The sequence below is a fragment of the Pseudovibrio sp. SCP20 genome, from assembly GCF_057774105.1.
In genome coordinates this window covers 489,059-507,767 of the sequence record NZ_JBYMDH010000004.1, presented here as the reverse complement: position 1 = coordinate 507,767, position 18,709 = coordinate 489,059, and the positions used below count along the sequence as shown (strand labels likewise).

The window sequence follows — 18,709 nt, the reverse complement described above, 5'->3', positions numbered from 1 at the left end:
GGCGGGGCGCCCCCACCCGATCCCATCCCGAACTCGGAAGTGAAACGCCCCTGCGCCAATGGTACTTCGTCTTAAGACGCGGGAGAGTAGGGCGCCGCCGGGCATGAATAAAGCACACACAATCTCTCAAAATAAAACAGAACATACCTTATTACCGCGGGGTGGAGCAGCCCGGTAGCTCGTCAGGCTCATAACCTGAAGGTCGCAGGTTCAAATCCTGCCCCCGCAACCAAAATATCAAACCCGCTATCGCAAAGATGGCGGGTTTTTTGTTGTCCAGATTTTGAAACAGAAACCGGCAACTAACCGGCCTAGGCCGGGAAATTCTGCTCTCCATCAAAGTACTTCCAGATATGTGAGGCCACCGGACCCGAATGGTGGTTGCCGCGCTTGGCAAGGCAGATTGGCAGGCTGATCTCGCCAAGAGTTGGCAGGGTCTTCAGAACGCCCTCAGAAAGCTCCTGAGCAATCATATGATGGGGGAGGCGGCCCTACCCAATCAACTCCTCCTTCTCCCCGTCAAACAAGCACACGCGTTCCATATCAACGGAAAACACCATGCTCTCTCCAGGGTAACATGCGAACAAGGGGGATACTCTGGCTTTGGCGGGGTGGCCGGATAGGCGGAGGAGGCAGAGGGTGTCGGCGCCGGTGGGTTCTAGGAGTTCGACGTCGCATTCGATCTGTGGGGTATTTGGGGCTGCGAAGGCGTTGTGGGTGATCATTTCGGGGCGCAGGCCGAGGATGACTTTTGTGTTTTCGCGCAGCTCCAGTTGCTTTGAAACTGGCAGCGGGAGGAAGTAGTCCTTGGGCTCACCTTTCAGGACAGCTGGGAGAATGACACCGAGCTGGTCGTGCTGCTTCACCAGATCCACTTTGACAAAGTTCATGGGCGGTGCGCCGACGAAGCCGGCGACGTACATGTTGGCGGGTTTGCTGTAGATCTCTTGCGGTGTGCCGATTTGCTGGATCACGCCGTCTTTCATGATGGCGATGCGGTCTGCCAGCGTCATGGCCTCGATCTGGTCATGGGTCACATAGACCATGGTGGCCTTGAGGGTCTGATGGAGTTTCTTGATCTCCGTGCGCAGTTCGCCGCGCAGTTTGGCGTCCAGATTGGAAAGCGGTTCGTCAAACAGGAAGATCTTGGGGCGGCGCACCAAAGCTCGGCCCATGGCGACCCGTTGGCGCTGGCCGCCTGAAAGTTGGGCTGGTTTGCGGGCAAGCAGATGCTCGATTTGCAGCATGCTGGCCACCTCGCGCACGGCGGCTTTGCGCTCAGCCTTGCTGATCCTGCGCATTTCCAAGCCAAACGCGATGTTGCGTTCCACCGTCATGTTTGGATAGAGCGCATAGCTTTGGAACACCATGGCGATGTCGCGGTTTTTGGGGTGAACGTCGTTGACCACCTCACCATCCAGCCGGATTTCACCGTCTGCAATAGGTTCCAGACCGGCGATGATGTTGAGCAGCGTGGACTTACCGCAGCCGGAGGACCCGAGCAGGACGAGGAACTCGCCGTCTTTCACATCAAGGGAGATGTCTTTCAAAACCTCAGTGGAGCCAAAGGACTTGGACGCATGTTCGATGGATATGGTTGCCATAAATGAGCCTCTAGCCTTTGACTGCGCCGGCGGTGAGCCCGCGCACGAAGAACCTGCCAGCGATGATGTAGACAACAAGGGTCGGCGCTGCGGCGATGAGGGCGGCGGCCATGTCCACGTTGTACTGCTTTACGCTGGTGGTGGAGTTGATGAGATTGTTGAGCGCGACTGTCACCGGCTGCGCTCCGCCGGAGGTGAAGCTGGCCCCGAAGAGGAACTCATTCCACACCTGCGTGAACTGCCAGATCACTGAGACAACGATGATCGGCACGGAAAGCGGCAGCATGATGTGCCAGAAAATGCGGAAGAACCCTGCCCCATCCATAGTGGCAGCGCGCACCAGCTCTTGCGGAACGGACACATAATAGTTGCGGAAGAACAGTGTGGTGAAGCTGATGCCGTAGATGGTGTGCACCACGATCAGGCCGGTGATAGAGTTGGCAATGCCCAGAAACCCAAGGGTTTGGGCCATGGGCAAAATCACGATCTGGAACGGGATGAAGCAGCCGAACAGCATCAGGGCGAAGATGATGTTGGCACCGCGGAAACGGAAGAGCGACAGGGCGTAGCCGCTCAAAGCACCGATCAGGGTGGAGATCACCACCGATGGCACGGACATGATCACCGAGTTGAGGAAGTATGGCCGCAGGCCCTCACAGCGCACGCCGATGCAGGCGCTGGACCAGGCCTCGCGCCAGGCGGTGAAGTTGAGCTCGTGGGGCAAGTCCAACAGAGCGCCTGCGCGGATTTCGGCCAGATCTTTCAGGGAGGTGGAGAGCACCACATAAATCGGGCCCAGATAGAGCACGGCGGCGGCGAGCAGCAAGGTCCAGATGAAGAGACGGCCAAGCAGGTAGCGTTTGCCACTGGCGCCGGGGAGTGTTTTGGGTTCAGCCATGGCGCTTTGCCCTCAACTCAGAATAAAGATAGGGCACGATGATTGCGGCCACAGTGGCCAGCATCATCATGGCAGAGGCTGCGCCAAGACCGATCTGGTTGCGGCGGAAGGCCATCTCGTACATGAAGTTGGCGGGCAGCGTGGAAGAATAGCCCGGACCACCATTTGTCAGCGCCACCACAAGATCAAAGCTCTTGATGGACAGGTGCGCGAGAATGACGAAGGCGGAGAGAAATACAGGCCGCAGGGATGGCAGGATGATGCCGAAGTAGATACGGGTGGTGCTGGCACCGTCAAGATGGGCCGCGCGGATGATGTCCTCATCGACTGTGCGCAGGGCGGACAGGAACAGGGCCATCACGAAGCCTGAAGCTTGCCAGACGGCGGCGAGGACGACCACATAGATCGCCATATCCCGGTTGACGATCCAGTCGAACTGGAAGCTCTCCCACCCCAGCTGTTGCATGTAGCTTTCGATGCCAAGAGACGGGTTCAGGATCCATTTCCACGCTGTGCCGGTGACGATGAAGCTGATCGCCATGGGGTAGAGATAGATGGTGCGCAGCGCCCCTTCAGCACGGATGCGCTGGTCCAGCAGCACAGCCAAAACACAGCCGATGGTGATGGCAAACAGGATGTAAAGACTGCCGAAAATCAGCAGGTTATGGAAAGCCACGTTCCAGCGGTCCATAGCCAGCAGGCGCACATATTGCTGGATGCCCTGAAAATCGAAGGTGGGCAGCATGCGAGAATTGGTGAGCGAGATGAAGCCCGTCCACGCGATGAACCCATACACGAAGAACACGATGAGCAGGAACGGCGGACCAACGACCAGCTGCGGCAAATATCGCTGCAGTCTGTCAAGAACAGACATCTGCTTGCGCTGCTGGGGGTTGGACATGGGGCTCTCTTTGCTCAGTGCTGGTTTGGGTGTCAGTGTCTACGCTTTACTCTGACTGCCCTTGGGAAATCAATCTGCTAGGATTACGGTCTCGGCAAGCTTTTCGACAGCTTCCTGTGAAGACATGTTGGTGTTGAAGTGCTCTGTCACCACATCCAGAAAGGCACCGCGCACCGCTCCGGACTGCACAAGCTCATGGGCGATGGAGCCGACAACGGTGTTACGCGCTTCGTTGAGCACCAGATCCTCACTGGATTTCATGGCGCACTCGTCAAAGCCCTCCAAACTCACACCCAGTCTGGCGGGAATGGAGCCTTTCAGTAGGTTGAACTCCTTCTGCACATCCTCATCCAGCAACATGGAGGCCATCAGCTGCTGGCCCTTCTGCTGTTCTTCATCAGAGACCTTAAACATGGCGAAGCTGTCGGAGTTGATGATGTAGCCGCCACTGGAGGGAGCCGAAACACAGACGAAGTCTTCCCCGTACTTGAGACCTGCGGTCAAAAACTCCGCCTTGGCCCAGTCGCCCATAATCTGCATGGCCGCCTCACCGCGCATAACCATGGCGGTGGCAAGGTTCCACTCACGACCCGGAGCGCCCGGGTCCACATAGGTGCTGAGCTTGCGCATTTGGTCGAATATCTTGATCATGGTGTCTGAGTGCAAGGCTTCCTGATCCAGATCCAGATAGACCTGCTTGTAAAATTCAGCCCCGCCGATACCCAGCAGCACCACCTCAAACAAAGTCACGTCCTGCCAGGGTTGACCACCATGGGCGAGCGGAATGAAGCCTGCGGCTTTGATCTTTTCAGCGGTCTCGTTGAACTCATCCCACGTTTGCGGAGGTGTGACGCCGACCTTGTCGAGCACCTTGGGATTGGCCCAGATCCAGTCCACGCGGTGAATGTTCAGCGGTACAGCCACATACTCGCCTTGATACTGCAAAGACTCTTTCAGGAGTTCTGGCAGCAGCGCGTCCCATTTTTGCTCGTCTGCCACTGCGTTGAGGCCTTCCAGCGCGCCAACAGCGGCCCATTCCTTGATGTTCTGTCCTTTGACCTGCGCCACCGAGGGCGGCACACCGGCGAGCACGCGGGCACGCAGAACGGCGGCCATGGCATCACCGCCGCCGCCAGCCACGGGCGCGTCATCCCATACGCCGCCGCGGGCTTCAAAGGCGTGTTTCAGCGACAACGCGGCGCGCGCCTCCCCGCCTGAAGTCCAGAAATGCAGAACTTCAGCTGTGGGTGCGGCCTGCGCGGTTATGCTACTGAGTAAAACAGCAAGTGCGACCAAGCTGAGACGCTGGCTGCCCATTACACTCTCCCGATGGATGGTCAGAGGACGCTTCTAGCAAACTCTTTCTTCAATTTATCTCGTATAAACACACAATCCAATGAACTTGCACGTGCAAGACAACCTGACGCATACACATTCCTCTCGCCGCGGCCAAATGTTTTGTTATACAGCACTGGGCCAGAGTGAGCTGGTTGGGATTGAAATGGGTACACCGAGGTATGATGCTCTCGAACAAAACACTGCTGATTGTTGACGATGATGAGGAAATCGCCAGCCTGACGGCAGACTTCCTGAAAGATCGTGGGTACACCGTGTTCACCGCAAACTCAGCGGAAGAAGCCATGGAGCTTCTGGACACCAACCACATTGATCTGATGGTTCTGGACATCATGCTGCCGGGAGAAAACGGGCTGACCTTGTGCCAGCGCGTGCGCCAGACCTCCAAGATGCCGATCATCATCATCTCCGCTATCACAGGTGATACAGAACGCATTGTCGGGCTGGAACTGGGTGCAGATGACTATCTGGAAAAGCCGTTTAACCCCAGAGAGTTACAGGCACGTATCTTTGCTATATTCCGCCGCACGGAAGACGTTGAAACAGCAGCAGCGCCCAAAGCGCAGCGCTTTGAGTTCAGCGGTTGGAAGCTGGATGAAGCAACCCGCCACCTGACAGCGCCGGACGGTGTGCTGGTGCATCTCAGCTCCTCTGAGTTCGATGCCTTGCTGACCTTTGTGAAGTCACCGCAAAAGCCGATTTCCCGCGATACACTGGGACGCGTGCTGCGCGGGGCCAAGGTGGATTCCCATGATCGCAGCATCGATATTCTGATCAGCCGCCTGCGCAAAAAGCTGGCGCAAACTGATCCAAATACCGACTTCATCACCACAGTGCGCCATCAGGGCTATCTGTTTTCTCAAAGCGTAACGCGAGTGTAATGTGAGAGCACCGGAAAGAGCGTGGCCGTGTCAGGACTGATCCTGAGCATCCTTCCCAGATCACTTGAACGCCGTATGGTTGTGGTTCTCATCACCGCCGTGCTGTCGATCTTTGTGGTTCTGGGGCTCACGCTTAATGCCTACAACAGCAGAGAGCTGGCGCTCGCCAACTCCTTTGAGGCCGGTGCCGAACTGAGCCGATACATTCGCACGTCTTTGCTGGGAAGCACCGCGCCAGCACCCTTTGCCGGCACCTATCTGCAGGTGGTTGAAGCTGGCAAACCAGCGCTTTCTGGCGATACCTCGTCTCTTCCGTTGACCATTGAAGCGGGCGGTCTCAGGCTCGCAGCCGAACTGGTGTTTACAGGCACGTTGCCACGGGCGGACCTGATCACGTGCGACCAGCAAACCCCAGCCTATCAGCTTGATAATCTGGGCGCTTTTGCGCAGGCTGTCACGCGGCAGGACAAGGCTGTTCAGCTCTACCTGACCTTGCCAGAGGGACAAGGCAGTCGCCTGATCACTTTCCCAAAACTGTGGCAGGACCGGATGACCGAGCCCGTACTTTTCATCATCGCAGCCCTTTGCATCACGCTGGTGTTCGTTCTCGCGCGCAGCCTCGTGCATTACACAGCTGCCCCGTTCCGGTCCCTCGCCAAGTATGAGCGCGCAGAGCTGAAACCGTGGGATACAGAGGAAGCTGTTGCCCTGCAGGATACGCTGGTGCGAGAGCAGGAAGCCCGGGCACAGCTGCTGGAGGAGCAAAAGCGGATGCTGGCCTCCATCAGCCATGACCTGCGCACGCCAGCTACCCGTTTGCGCTTGCGGCTGGAGCAGATCGAATCCACATCACTGCGCAATCGCATGTTGCATGATGTGGAGGAGATGACCCGTCTTATCGCTGCTTCCCTTGATTTTCTGCGGTTTAACGCCCTGCTGGAAGAGCCACAGCAGCTCTCCCTCGCCGCGCTGCTTCAGTCGCTTTGTGATGATTACATGGACACGGGCAACGATGTTGTCTTCGTGCCGCAACGCCACAAAATGACGGACCAGAGCCGCAACATTTTCGGTGGCGGCGGAGAGGTTGAACTGGAAGTGGAAGGCCGCGCCGTCATGAATGGTCAGCCCACCGCGTTGCGCCGTGCCTTCAGCAATCTCATAGATAATGCGCTCAAATATGGCGGTGCAGCCACTGTAGAAATGCAGAGTCTTGAGAATGATCAGCTGCTTGTTTCCATCAGCGATCCCGGCCCCGGCATCCCGTCTCATCTGCATGAAAAGGTGTTTGAACCATTCTTCCGCAATGACAGTGTGGAACGCACCCGTTCTTCCAGCGTAGGCCTCGGCCTGTCCATCGTCAAACAGATCATCAATGCCCATGGCGGCGAGATCAGCCTTGGCGAAACGGCAGAAGGCAAGTTCTGCATCTTCGTAAAACTGCCCCGTGAACTTTAAAGAATCACAGCCTGCGTAGTTTTCCTCATCTCACCCTTCATTTTGGGGAAAGATCTGCAAAAACAACCTGTAATGTAACAAGTTGAAACATCAGGTTTGCCGAGTGACCAGTTTCATGATTTCCCTAGGACATCATTTAGAAATCCGCCTTTAAAAGCGGAGGATGCTATCACTGCATTTGGGCAGTGGGGCCGGACTATAATGGAGTACAGGATGAAAGCGCTATTCATTGGCCAGTCCTACATCGACGTCACCTTTTTGTCAGAGACCATGCCGGAAGGCGACGAAAAGGCGATCGCGCAGGATTATGCAGTCAGCTTCGGCGGCAACGCCGTTACCGCAGCTTTTGTTTGCGCAAAGCTGGGCATCGCGCCAGACCTGCTGTGCTCCATGGCAGACGACTGGCTCTCTCGCATGTTCCGCGATATGGCCGCGAAGTACTCCATTCCTATACATAGCTGCAAGGTGAAGGAAAGCTCTCTCTCCTTCATCATGCCAAAGGATGGCAAACGTGCGATCGTTCGTTGTCGCGACAACGACTTCCTGCATCCGTTCCCAGATCTCAACCTTGCTGGCTGTCAGGCACTGCATGTTGATGGCCACATCCCACACGCTGCTCTGCACTACGCCAAACTGTGCCGCAAGCACGGCATTCTGACCTCTCTGGACGGTGGTGCGGTTCGCGAGAACACCGAGGAACTGCTCGACTACATCGACGTTGCGATTGTCTCTGAACTGTTCTGCGAGCAGCTTGGTAAATCTCCTGAAGACACGCTGGAATACCTGCGCGCCAAAGGCGTGAAAGTGGGCGGTGTGACACAGGGCGAGCAAGGTCTGCTGTGGTACGAAGACAAATGCCCGATCAAACGCCAGCCAGCGCTGAAGGTACCAAAAGACCGCGTCATCGACACCAACGGTGCCGGTGATACCTTCCACGGTGCTTATGTTTACGCGTATCTGGCTGATCCTAAAGGCAGCTGGGAAGATCACTTCAAAACCGCCCGTGCAGCTTCTGCGCACGCCATTCAGTTCCTCGGCAACGAAGCATCTTTGCCAACCGTTCTGGATCTGGACAACGTGCAGAAGAACTTTCCTGCAGGCGATGAGTGATATGAGCGCTGATCAACCTGTAAAAACGGCTCTGGTGGGCTTTGGCGTTTCCGGCCAGAGCTTCCACGCGCCGCTGCTGACCTTTGTTGACGGCATTGAGCTTGCGGCCGTTGTTTCCAGCAAGCCGGATCTCGTGAAGAGCAAATTGCCGGACTCTACGCCCTACACCTCGTTCGAAGAGGTGCTGGAGCTGCCGGAGATCGAGCTTGTCGTTCTCAGCCTGCCCAACACGCTGCACTACGACCATGCCAAAAAGGCGCTGCTCGCTGGCAAGCATGTGGTGGTTGAAAAGCCATTCACCATCACCAGCGCAGAAGCAAAAGAGCTGATTGAGATTGCGGAGCAGAAAGACCTGAAGCTCTCCGTCTATCACAACCGCCGCTTCGACTGTGACTTCCTGACACTGCAGGACTTGATGGAAACAGGCCGTCTCGGCAAAGTGCACTCATATTTGTACAACTACAATCGCTACCGCCCGGACATCAAAGGCCGCTGGCGCGAACAGGATATCCCCGGTGCAGGCATTCTGTATGATCTGGGCGCCCATGGTATCGATCAGGCGCTCTGCCTGTTTGGCACGCCAAAGTCGGTTCAGGCGAAACTGCGTGTTCAGCGCAAAGATGCAGCTGCAGTGGATCACTTCCACCTCGTGCTTGGTTATGATGACTGTGACGTCATCCTGCACGGCAACTGCCTCAGCACCGAGCAAGGCCCGCGTTTTCAGGTGAGCGGGGATAAAGCCACCTACATCACCTATGGCATGGACCCGCAAGAGGACATGCTGAAGGCCGGTGGCGGACCAGCCCGTTCTGACTGGGGTGTTGAAGCGGAAGACGATTGGGGCACTCTTTATGACGAGGCAGGTGAAGGTACACCTGTACCAAGCCAGAAAGGTGGCTATGAGCGCTTCTACGCTGGTATGCGGGATGCGATCCGCCACGGTACCGCTGTACCCGTCTCCCCTCACGATGCCATGCAGACCATCCGCATCATTGAGGCCGCTTACCTGAGCGACAAAGAAGTCAGAACAGTCTTGCTCTGAAGACCGAAACTCGGCTTGTGGCAGGCACGCGCTGCCACAGGTTCCTTCCCTCAGCGTTCAGCACATAAGCGCGCAACAAAAAGCGCTTTGAACGCAAATTTCACATAGCAACGCACTAAAAAACGGCGGACCAAATCCGGTACTCTGAAGACGTCTTCAGGTACGGATGCAGTCGGTTTCCGTCTGCTACAATCTGATTTTAGGCAGTTTGCGGGCAAAGCAGCGTGAAAAACTTGGCCTGTAATGTATCAAGCTGTTGTTACAAACCTGTTGCAAATGCGTAAGGGCACGCTCTGATCCGCATGTAATTCCAAGATATATATTAGTATAGAACTCAAACTAATCTTTCTTACAGATCTAATAGATTAGACCTGAGTTTTATAAGTAAGTCATTCTCTATGTAATGAGAAATATTTCCCTTTGTAACAATTCGTAACACCTCGTAACACTAGTCTTTTTACGTATTGTTGCGCGGCCTCGCCCAAATGATCCTCGCGTAAAAATCGCCTCTTGTCCTTTCAAGACTTAGTCGAAGCTTAAGAAGGCGCGCATTCACCTAATATAATCGGGAGATAAAACGGTGAAGGATCCAAAAAACAAATTTTCCATCAATTTGCCTTTGAAGGGCATTGTTCAGGCTGTCACCGACCTGCCCGATCCGGTGTTTGCCGAAAAGATGATGGGAGATGGCGTTGCCATCGACCCGATCGACAATGTTCTTTACGCCCCATTTGCTGGTCAGATAACTCAAATTCATAATTCACATCATGCAGTTACGTTGCAGCAAGGCGACGTTGAACTGCTGATGCACATCGGCCTCGACACTGTCGCTCTGAAAGGCCGTGGCTTCGAATTGCACGTCGCTGAGGGAGATCAGGTCGAGCAAGGTCAGCCACTTATCACCTTCGACGCCGACGTCATCGCCCGCGAATGTGTTTCCGTCCAGTCCGCAGTTGTTATCACCAGCGGTCAGGAAATCACCCCAGTTACTCCCCTTGGCAGCGTCCAGACAGACCTCAATCAGGTCGTCTTCACCGTCCCAAGCAGCAACGGCCCTCAAGGCACATCTGCCCCTGTGCAGGAAACTGCCGCGGAGCCAACCGGCCCTGCGATCACAGGCTCCATCAAGATCCCGAATGCCACCGGCCTCCATGCCCGTCCAGCCGCCCGTCTGGCTGTTGAAGTGCGCAAAGCCGATGCAAAAGTGACCTTCACCGTCAACGGCAAAACCTGTAGCGGTTCCTCTGTTACCGGCATCATGTCCCTGAAGACAAAGCTGGGTGACACGCTGGAGATCGAAGCTGTTGGACCGGATGCGCAGCAAGTGGTGGCTGATGTTATCGCCGCTGTGAAGGCCGGTCTAGGTGAAGAGATCATCAGCTTCTCTGAAGCCCCACAGCAAGAGGTTGAGGAAGAGGCTCCACTGCTTCAGGTTAAGTCTGGCGAAGAAGGCGTTCTCATTGGCTTCACCGCATCTCCGGGCCGCGCTATCGGCAAATTGGTCAAGCACAACAAGGCTCTACCGGAAGTCACCCGCGAAAGCATCGGCGCTGCTGAAGAGCGTGCAGCCTTCAAAGCCTCCGTCAAATCTTCCATTGCAGACCTGCAAAGCATCATCGATCGCCTGACCAAAAACGGTCAGGAAGAGCTGGCAGAAGTCTTCAACGCCCACATCGAGTTACTCTCCGACCCGGAACTCTCCGAAAAGCCATTGGCCGACATCGCCAAAGGGCAAGGTGCGGCGTGGAGCTGGAAGCTGGCGTATGAAGCGCAAGCAGAAACCCTTGCCAAGATGGACGACCCTCTGCTGGCAGGCCGCGCTGCCGACGTGCGCGACATTGGCCTGCGCGTTCTGAAGAAGCTTCTCGGCGTAGATGATGGTGGCGAAATCCTCGAAGAAGGCACAATCCTCCTTCAGGAAGACATCACACCATCCGAAATCGTTGCACTGGATCTGACCAAGATTGTCGGCCTGTGCACCACTCACGGCGGCTCTTCCTCTCACGCAGCTATCATCGCCCGCTCCAACGACCTGCCTTATCTTGTCAACGTTGAAGACGCCATGAAGGATCTGGCTGACGGCACCGTTCTGCTTCTGGATGCCAAACGCGGCAAGATCAAAGTGGCCCCGACTGATGCAGAGCAAGCGGCCTTCACCAAGAAGATCGAAAATGCTGCCAAGCAAGCTGAAGAATACCAGCGCGACGCTCATAAACCAGCTATCACCAAAGACGGTTTTCAGGTCGAAATCGCAGCCAACATCGGCAGCGTAGAAGACGCTGAAAAGGCTGTTGCAGCCGGTGCGGAAGCTATTGGCCTACTGCGTTCCGAGTTCCTCTACATGGAGCGTCTCAACGAGCCAACCGAAGAAGAGCAAGCCGAAAAAGTAGGCGCAATTCTTGAGGTTATGGGAAAAGAGCGTCCTGTCATCATCCGCACACTGGATGTGGGCGGCGACAAGCCTCTGCCATATCTGCCAATGCCGCATGAAGAAAACCCGTTCCTCGGTGTTCGCGGTGTTCGCATCGGCATCGAGCGCCCAAGCATCCTGCGCCGTCAGGTCCGCGCGATCCTCTCTCAGACACACAAGGGCCACGCTCGCATCATGTACCCAATGATCAGCGCCCTGGACGAGCTACGTGCCGTCAACGCGCTGGTGCGTGAAGAGCAGAAAAACCTTGGTGTTGAGCATGTTGAAGTCGGCATCATGATCGAAGTGCCTTCCGCCGCCCTCATGGCAGACAAGTTGGCACAGGAAGTGGACTTCTTCTCCATCGGCACCAACGACCTCACTCAATACGTCATGGCCATCGACCGCGGCCACCCAGGCCTCGCAGCCCGTGCAGATGCCTTGCACCCAGCCGTTCTGCGCATGATCGAACTCACCGTTAGAGCAGCGGAAGATGCAGGCAAATGGGTCGGCGTATGTGGCGGTCTCGCCAGTCAGATCGAAGCCGTGCCGATCCTCATCGGCCTCGGCGTCAAAGAACTCTCCGTCAGCGTACCTGCTCTGCCGGAAGTGAAACACACAGTTCGCACTGTATCCATGGAGGAGTCCCGCAAGCTCGCACAAGCGGCTTTGGACTGCGCGGATACCAGTGATGTGAAAGATCTCCTCAAGTCACACCAGTGATGCAGGAGTAAATGTGGGAGTTGGCGTTCCAGACGGGAATGCCTAACAAAATCAGGGGGCATGGCGTGTTCGCACACCGTGCAACTCTGGGGGAAAAACAATGAGTACATTCTCAAACGCATTTGGTGCCTTACAAAAGGTTGGTAAGTCCCTGATGCTACCAGTGTCGGTTCTTCCAGCTGCTGGTATCCTTCTCGGCGTCGGCGCTGCTGACCTGCCGTTCATTCCGGAATTCATCAACCATCTGATGGCGCAGGCTGGTGGTTCGATCTTCGGCAACCTGCCAATCATCTTTGCAGTTGCTGTTGCACTAGGCTTTGCGAAAAACGACGGTGTAGCCGGCCTTGCTGCTGTGGTTGGTTACGGTGTTCTTCTGGCGACAATGGGCGTTGTAGCAGAAACACTTGCCATCGAAACCAAGCCGATCCTCGGCATTACCTCCATCGACACCGGCGTGTTCGGCGGCATCCTCGTAGGCGCGCTGGCTGCGTTCATGTTCAACAAGTTCTTCCGCATCAAGTTGCCGGATTATCTCGGCTTCTTCGCTGGTAAGCGCTTTGTTCCGATCATCACAGCATTCGCCTGTATTTTCCTCGGCGTTATCCTGTCCTTCGTCTGGCCTCCAATCGGCGGCGCCATCAACGCGTTCTCCCGTTGGGCAGCTGAAGAAAACCCTGAAGTTGCGTTCTTCATCTACGGTGTGATTGAACGTGCGCTGATCCCATTCGGCCTGCACCACATCTGGAACGTTCCATTCTTCTTCGAAGCTGGTTCCTACATCGATCCGGCAACCGGTCAGGCTGTCACCGGCGAAATCCAGCGCTACCTTGCTGGTGATCCAACTGCTGGTAACATGGCTGGTGGCTACCTCTTCAAAATGTGGGGTCTGCCTGCTGCTGCACTGGCAATCTGGCACTGCGCGAAGCCTGAAAACCGCACCATGGTTGGCGGTATCATGATCTCCGCAGCGTTGACTTCGTTCCTGACAGGTATCACCGAGCCAATCGAATTCGCGTTCCTGTTCGTTGCGCCAGTTCTTTACATCGCGCACGCAATTCTGGCAGGTGTTGGCTACTCTTTGATGATCATGCTCGGCATTAAACACGGCATGACCTTCTCACACGGCTTCATCGACTACGTTCTGCTCTACCCACTCTCCTCCAACGGCTGGATGCTGGTCGTGTTTGGTCTGGGTTATGCGGCTCTGTACTACGCTGTGTTCCGTGTTCTCATCGTAGCTCTGAACCTGAAAACACCTGGCCGTGAAGCTGCAACTGAAGCATCCGCTGCTGTTGCCGCCGGTGATGAAGACGCAATGTCCGCAGCACTGGTTAAAGCTTTTGGCGGTGCAGACAACATCACCAATCTGGACGCCTGCATCACCCGCCTGCGTGTCAGCACGGCTGATGTTTCCAAGGTTGACGATGCTGCCCTGAAAGCCCTCGGCGCCCGTGGTGTGATCCGCGTTGGCAACGGTGCGCAGGCGATCTTCGGTACTGCCTCTGAGAACCTGAAAACCGATATGGAGATCTACCTGCAAGGCGGCGGAGCTCCCGCAAAACCAGCAGCAGAACAAGCTCTCGATGCAGCCGCGATCTTTAGTCAGCTTGGCGGCAAGGATAACGTGGTAGCTGTTGAAGCTGTGGCAAACACCCGTGTGCGCGTTGAACTGCGCGACATCGCTGGTGTGTCCATGCCGGACCTGTCCCAGGCAGGTGTTCAGGTCATGAAAGCCGGAGACAAAGCGCTCCACCTCATCGTTGGCGAAAAGTACACCACCCTCGCCAAGGATCTCTCTGCTCAGATCTAACTGACAGAGACCCAAGGTGCCTTTGGAGGTTTACCCTCCTCCCGAACCTTCAGAGGCACCGCCACCAAAAGCAGCACTCCCCACCCGGCGAGTGCTGCTTTTTATTTGGTTCGAAGGAAAACCAATAAAGGGCAGGGGGCTTATTTAAAGCCTATGATTTCCTCACCGCCTCCTCACCAACAACGGCCCGAACGTCGCCACATACACCACAAATGCAAGTATCCATGCCAGGGCCGAAACATCATAGAGCCTTGCCGCGATCTCTGGCATCTGTCCTGCGGTGAAGCGGAGGAGGATGGAGAGGGTCATGGCGCAGTAGAGGAAGGTCGTGCCTTTGCTTGCTTTAAGATCCTGACCGGTGTGGCCGAGGGTGGCGCGGGTCATGACGGCGAGGGTCATCATACCCATGACACCAGCCATGAGTAGGTGTTGGGAGCCGGTGACATCAAACAAGTCTGGGAGGAGGATTGCAAAGCCCAGAAGCAGCAGCCCGGTAGGCATGAACAGATACGCCACATGGAGCACCAGAACCAGAGGTTCTTTGAAGGTGTATTGCCCTTTCCAGCGAGCCAGACGGGCAAAGTGGAGGCTGCCTGCAATCACAAGCGCCACACCTGCAAGCCAATGATCTTCCAGTGCTGTCCAGATCAGAAGCCCTGCCAAAAGGAACAGTAGAGAGATCTTGTCGAACTTCTGCATAGGACCAACAGGGAGATCTTTGCTGCCTTGCTTCACAAGCCAGTTGCGGGTGAAGGATGGGATGATACGTCCGCCGATCAGACCAACCATCAGCACCATGGTGGAAATGCCAAGGCGCATACCATAGCCGTTTGCAGCGTACCCATCGCTCCAGGCTTCCCAGTGGAACAGCAGGTTCGCGATGATGAGCAGGGCCATCAAAGCAAGCACGATCAGGTTTCGCCAGTTCTTTCCTGCCATAATCTCGCGCAAACAAGCCGCTGCGAGCATCAAGGGCATGGAGATATCCAGCACGACGATCAGGCCCGCTGGCAGATAGGCCCCGAACAGGATCGCCACACGGCCAATCACCCATAAGCTAAAGAGCAAAATCAACGGCTTGCCGACAATTGGCATCCGCCCGGTCCAGTTGGGAATTGCGGTCAGCAAGAACCCTGCCACCACCGCGTTCAGATAGCCAAACAGAAACTCATGGGCATGCCATGAGACCGGACCAAACGCGACTGGGAGTTCAATATGCCCGGATATCATTGGAATCCAGAGCAGCATAATCACAACTGCCCAAATGGCACTGGCGAGGAAAAATGGTCTGAACCCGTAACTGAAAAGCGCAGGGCCCTGCCAGGATCTGACTTGTTCCATTGTAGTCGACATGAGGCGCTCTTTTGGCTCTTGATGATATGCTTTATGCACATTCAGTGATCTACGCGTTAGCGTTGCCATCAGCTTCACCAATCCAAACTAGCATGTCCTTGACTATTATTAAGTGCACTCTGCATTTGCGGGGGATGAAGGTTTCGGTACGTCATACGTCCCGGAGCTCTGCGATTTTTGCAGTAAGAAATTTAGATGCACCAAAAGCACCACATGGCCTCCCATGCAGTGTTGGAACTTAAATCTCCCGAAGATCGGGAGGAGCAAGGCGGCAGGCAACACCTGCGCTACTTGTTAGATATGAGTCTTCGGCATTGGCTACGCGCCTTGCCCGGGCATTTTGGTATGGCCAACATCGCCTCTTATCCTGAAAGACACGATAGCCGGTTTCCCGGAAGGACAATGGCTGTATCTGAGCAGGTTTCCTTGCTCTGATAGGTCCATTGCCCCTGACATGTGCTGCTCTGACCAGCAAATGCCACTGCGTGATGCCCTTCAGGCTTGGGCCCTTCCTCTCAGACCATGCAGTCACGCCTGAAAATCGGTGCCACCGGACCTTTGCAAGATGCGTTACCCCTCACAAAAGCCCCACCCAGCCCACGACACACCGACGGACGGCCCGCCAGCTGCCCGTCACGTGGGCATGCAATGAGTATAAGAGCACTTTCCTGCAAGGGGGATAAGTTTTTCCGTGCGCTTTCTTGCTCACTGCAGTGTTTAAACTCAAAGGGCAAGTAAGGGCCACTACCGGACATTCGAGTGTTTCCATCATGAGTTGAGGTAACATCGAGTCATCAATGCAGCAGGGCTTTATTGGTATGCTCGACTCAACTCGATATCTTGGTAGCCACTAATCGTACTAGCTCATTGCGGACATCGAACAAGTCGCAGGTCTTCGCTAACGCATCAATTTGCTGTGTATCAAAGCAGATGCCTGCGCGGGTAAAAGACACTTGAGTCCAAAAGCTATTTAAATCTAGATAGATGCAAAATAGCTAGGGGTTGATTGCAGATAATACTCAATCGTCGAGATTAACAACAACGCCTCACAGACACTACACAATAGCTTCCTTACAAATTAGCCAAAGCATAAGGGCAGCTGAAAACCCTAAAGATTTCTTTTCTATAGCAAAGTGTTCCGGATATGCGAGCAAGCTGTCTAGTTTAGATTGAACTAAAGGGTCTTTATTTCAATAGTCACTACACGGATCATACTATCCACAAATGCAACTCTTTGAATGTCTTTACGCAACTCCTCCAGCAATTTTGAAGTTCCAATCACAACAAGGATTGTAGGCATCGAGTATGCTCGAACACGGTCAATCAAACTGAAGAAGATGTGGCGGCGGTAAAGGTGAACTAGTTCTATAGCAAGTGGTTGCTCGTGATTTGGCTCAACAGAATCGATCAAGAAGTCAGGACGAATCCGACTATCTCTTGCTACGAACCATTTATCGCGTCTAATCCTTAGGTCCGCTAAATTTCTATCTTGGTGCAACCAGTCCTCCAGGCGACCTATCAAACTAGCCTCCCGCTCAAAACCAGAACTCTTAGTTTCAGGATGCCAACGAGCTATGTGATCTGCGAGGCGGTCTATTAGACGTTGAGGGCTGAAAATACTGAAGGGATTTTCACTCTCAGCATCCGAAATCTCCGCTTCCTCCACCTCGAAAAAGTCTGAAAGTACACCTAGGGTGTGTAATTTCTTCACTGTCTCATAGCTACGAAGAGAGCTGCGAAGTCGTACAATGATACTTCCTTTGAACACCCCAATAATCTCCCCATCAGGCACAAGCGACCTAAGAGCAGTTAAAACACGTTCTTTATCTTCTTCGCTTGGTTGGATACCAATGAAGCGAATTTCCCAAGTAGCGATTGGTGTAGTCGGGAATGCTGTCGCTCTATCGTAAAGAATTTCAGCAAGTAGCAATTGATCTTGGTCCGAGAGAGGCCTGTTCTTTCCTCGCCCTCCCCTCCTGACTGAAATCTTTCGATAGAGTTGCGCGAAGAGGTCTGATTCTGAACGTCTACGTGAAAGTTCATCCCAAATGTACTCCAAGCCAAAACGAGTATCATACCAAGTACCTACATCTGCATCAGGAACAAGCTGTGCTGCGACACGAGCAAGGGATTTGGGCAGGGGATCACTCCCGTCAAAATCTGGTATTCCACCAGTGCTATTCGCGCTGATGGATAAAAACTGATTTCGTATTTTTTGCACATATTCAAGTGCTTGTCGGCTCTCATCTGGGAAAGAACATGAGCCTGCTCCTAAAAGACCAATGGATTCTTGTTCAGTGTTAAGATCTAGAAAAATATTTCGGTCAAAGAAACGACGTGCACCACTTTTGTGAATGTTTGCTTGCAAATCGAGCTGGTAGATTGGGACGATGCTTACACCAGCCTCTTCGCAATTTGTGCGGTGCAACTTTGGTACCATTTCAAGCTCAAGAGTCGCTTTGTAAGTTCGCAAATCGATTAGTTGCTTTACCCGCTCTGTTGCATTAGTTGAGTTCGTAAACAGAAAAATCAGGTCTAAATCGCTATTTTGTGGATCAAACTGATCACCGCTTTCGTAAATGACGCTTCCAAATAAATACACATCGCAGTTCAGATCCTTCTTCAGATCATTAGTCCAAGACTTACAGAGATCTATTGCTAACGCAGCTTCTGGTGCCCAATCGACTCTAGCCATTTTGAAATTTCTTCTGAGAATAAGAGGGTCAAATAAAGTTCAAGTCTGAGATATTTACAACTTTAAGTAGATAAAATCTAGCGCCATATTCATGGTTTCTCGTTGGTTTCTGATCAACTCAAGCACTCAAATCGCGTGTGGTGACGACTGTCGCGTTCATTGGCTTAGATGTAAACCAATCCTAACTCGGCATAGACTTAGTAACATTGAAACAATGCGGTTAAAGGCAGTGTACGCAGAAAACAAGGGAGATGGTTGATGACAGAGTTCCAGTTCTCCTACGCTTCACATTGAAGTTTTCGAATGGCAGCTAATGGTCCTAGGCACTAATAGCTACCTCTCGGTTACCGGAGTTTTCGCGCTGCATCGAAAGCCCGCTTAGTCCGCGAGACTATATTTGTGCCTTTATATTGAGATATCTGCTGCCTTCATCAGTCAGTCAGATGGAAAACACTTGAAGTTGAAGGCAAG

The 18,709-nt window shown here is 54.1% G+C and carries 13 protein-coding genes, 1 tRNA gene and 1 rRNA gene; 8 read left to right on the top strand and 7 right to left on the bottom strand.

Annotated features, from left to right (window positions below):
- Together rrf and AC3CB2_RS18195 are read left to right on the top strand one after the other, a co-directional pair.
- Positions 1-103: ribosomal RNA gene (rrf, locus tag AC3CB2_RS18200) — 5S ribosomal RNA — on the top strand; the annotation flags it as partial.
- 52 nt (positions 104-155) lie between these two features.
- A tRNA-Met gene (locus AC3CB2_RS18195) sits at positions 156-232 on the top strand.
- A 79-nt stretch (positions 233-311) separates the two neighbouring features.
- Here AC3CB2_RS18195 and AC3CB2_RS18190 read toward each other — a convergent pair.
- The 5 genes from AC3CB2_RS18190 to AC3CB2_RS18170 form a co-directional block, all read right to left on the bottom strand.
- A complete protein-coding gene (locus AC3CB2_RS18190) occupies positions 312-473 on the bottom strand; it encodes a hypothetical protein (protein ID WP_008548723.1) in 162 nt (53 codons plus the stop codon).
- Positions 474-491: 18 nt separating this feature from the next.
- Positions 492-1,604 carry an ABC transporter ATP-binding protein gene (locus tag AC3CB2_RS18185; protein ID WP_352935130.1) on the bottom strand — a complete coding sequence of 371 codons (1,113 nt, stop codon included), beginning with the start codon at positions 1,602-1,604 and terminating at the stop codon, positions 492-494.
- A 10-nt stretch (positions 1,605-1,614) separates the two neighbouring features.
- Positions 1,615-2,502: a carbohydrate ABC transporter permease gene (locus tag AC3CB2_RS18180; RefSeq protein ID WP_014284571.1), complete on the bottom strand. Its 888-nt coding sequence runs from the start codon at positions 2,500-2,502 to the stop codon at positions 1,615-1,617.
- Positions 2,495-3,403 carry a carbohydrate ABC transporter permease gene (locus AC3CB2_RS18175; RefSeq protein WP_008548294.1) on the bottom strand — a complete coding sequence of 303 codons (909 nt, stop codon included), beginning with the start codon at positions 3,401-3,403 and terminating at the stop codon, positions 2,495-2,497. The genes AC3CB2_RS18180 and AC3CB2_RS18175 overlap by 8 nt, the downstream gene beginning before the upstream one ends.
- A 69-nt stretch (positions 3,404-3,472) precedes the next feature.
- A complete protein-coding gene (locus AC3CB2_RS18170; protein ID WP_352935126.1) occupies positions 3,473-4,720 on the bottom strand; it encodes an ABC transporter substrate-binding protein in 1,248 nt (415 codons plus the stop codon).
- A gap of 203 nt (positions 4,721-4,923) precedes the next feature.
- On the opposite strand from AC3CB2_RS18170, the gene AC3CB2_RS18165 reads away from it, so the two are divergent.
- The 6 genes from AC3CB2_RS18165 to ptsG all read left to right on the top strand — a co-directional run bounded on the left by AC3CB2_RS18165 (position 4,924) and on the right by ptsG (position 14,190).
- Complete coding sequence (locus AC3CB2_RS18165) at positions 4,924-5,640, top strand: response regulator (RefSeq protein WP_208982245.1); 717 nt, start codon at positions 4,924-4,926, stop codon at positions 5,638-5,640.
- A gap of 27 nt (positions 5,641-5,667) precedes the next feature.
- On the top strand, positions 5,668-7,095 hold the full coding sequence (locus tag AC3CB2_RS18160) for a sensor histidine kinase (RefSeq protein WP_352935123.1): 1,428 nt from the start codon (positions 5,668-5,670) through the stop codon (positions 7,093-7,095).
- A 213-nt stretch (positions 7,096-7,308) separates the two neighbouring features.
- Entirely contained in the window at positions 7,309-8,205 is an 897-nt protein-coding gene (locus AC3CB2_RS18155; RefSeq protein WP_008548456.1) for a sugar kinase, read from the top strand.
- 1 nt (position 8,206) lies between these two features.
- A complete protein-coding gene (locus AC3CB2_RS18150; RefSeq protein ID WP_352935120.1) occupies positions 8,207-9,247 on the top strand; it encodes an oxidoreductase in 1,041 nt (346 codons plus the stop codon).
- Positions 9,248-9,827: 580 nt separating this feature from the next.
- Positions 9,828-12,380: a phosphoenolpyruvate--protein phosphotransferase gene (gene ptsP, locus AC3CB2_RS18145; RefSeq protein ID WP_352935118.1), complete on the top strand. Its 2,553-nt coding sequence runs from the start codon at positions 9,828-9,830 to the stop codon at positions 12,378-12,380.
- A 100-nt stretch (positions 12,381-12,480) separates the two neighbouring features.
- On the top strand, positions 12,481-14,190 hold the full coding sequence (gene ptsG / locus AC3CB2_RS18140) for a PTS glucose transporter subunit IIBC (protein WP_352935116.1): 1,710 nt from the start codon (positions 12,481-12,483) through the stop codon (positions 14,188-14,190).
- A 162-nt stretch (positions 14,191-14,352) separates the two neighbouring features.
- On the opposite strand, the gene AC3CB2_RS18135 is transcribed toward ptsG, so the two are convergent.
- Positions 14,353-15,543 (bottom strand): NnrS family protein, encoded by a 1,191-nt coding sequence (locus AC3CB2_RS18135; RefSeq protein WP_352935113.1) that lies wholly within the window; start codon positions 15,541-15,543, stop codon positions 14,353-14,355.
- Positions 15,544-16,717: 1,174 nt separating this feature from the next.
- A complete protein-coding gene (locus tag AC3CB2_RS18130; protein ID WP_352935111.1) occupies positions 16,718-18,238 on the bottom strand; it encodes a hypothetical protein in 1,521 nt (506 codons plus the stop codon).
- Positions 18,239-18,709: the final 471 nt, after the last annotated feature.

Excerpts from the sequence above, each read along its gene's own strand:
- AC3CB2_RS18190 (WP_008548723.1), bottom strand. The coding sequence starts at position 473 with ATGATTGCTCAGGAGCTTTCTGAGGGCGTTCTGAAGACCCTGCCAACT.
- AC3CB2_RS18185 (WP_352935130.1), bottom strand. The coding sequence starts at position 1,604 with ATGGCAACCATATCCATCGAACATGCGTCCAAGTCCTTTGGCTCCACT.
- AC3CB2_RS18180 (WP_014284571.1), bottom strand. The coding sequence starts at position 2,502 with ATGGCTGAACCCAAAACACTCCCCGGCGCCAGTGGCAAACGCTACCTG.
- AC3CB2_RS18175 (WP_008548294.1), bottom strand. The coding sequence starts at position 3,403 with ATGTCCAACCCCCAGCAGCGCAAGCAGATGTCTGTTCTTGACAGACTG.
- AC3CB2_RS18170 (WP_352935126.1), bottom strand. The coding sequence starts at position 4,720 with ATGGGCAGCCAGCGTCTCAGCTTGGTCGCACTTGCTGTTTTACTCAGT.
- AC3CB2_RS18165 (WP_208982245.1), top strand. The coding sequence starts at position 4,924 with ATGCTCTCGAACAAAACACTGCTGATTGTTGACGATGATGAGGAAATC.
- AC3CB2_RS18155 (WP_008548456.1), top strand. The coding sequence starts at position 7,309 with ATGAAAGCGCTATTCATTGGCCAGTCCTACATCGACGTCACCTTTTTG.
- AC3CB2_RS18150 (WP_352935120.1), top strand. The coding sequence starts at position 8,207 with ATGAGCGCTGATCAACCTGTAAAAACGGCTCTGGTGGGCTTTGGCGTT.
- ptsG (WP_352935116.1), top strand. The coding sequence starts at position 12,481 with ATGAGTACATTCTCAAACGCATTTGGTGCCTTACAAAAGGTTGGTAAG.
- AC3CB2_RS18135 (WP_352935113.1), bottom strand. The coding sequence starts at position 15,543 with ATGTCGACTACAATGGAACAAGTCAGATCCTGGCAGGGCCCTGCGCTT.
- AC3CB2_RS18130 (WP_352935111.1), bottom strand. The coding sequence starts at position 18,238 with ATGGCTAGAGTCGATTGGGCACCAGAAGCTGCGTTAGCAATAGATCTC.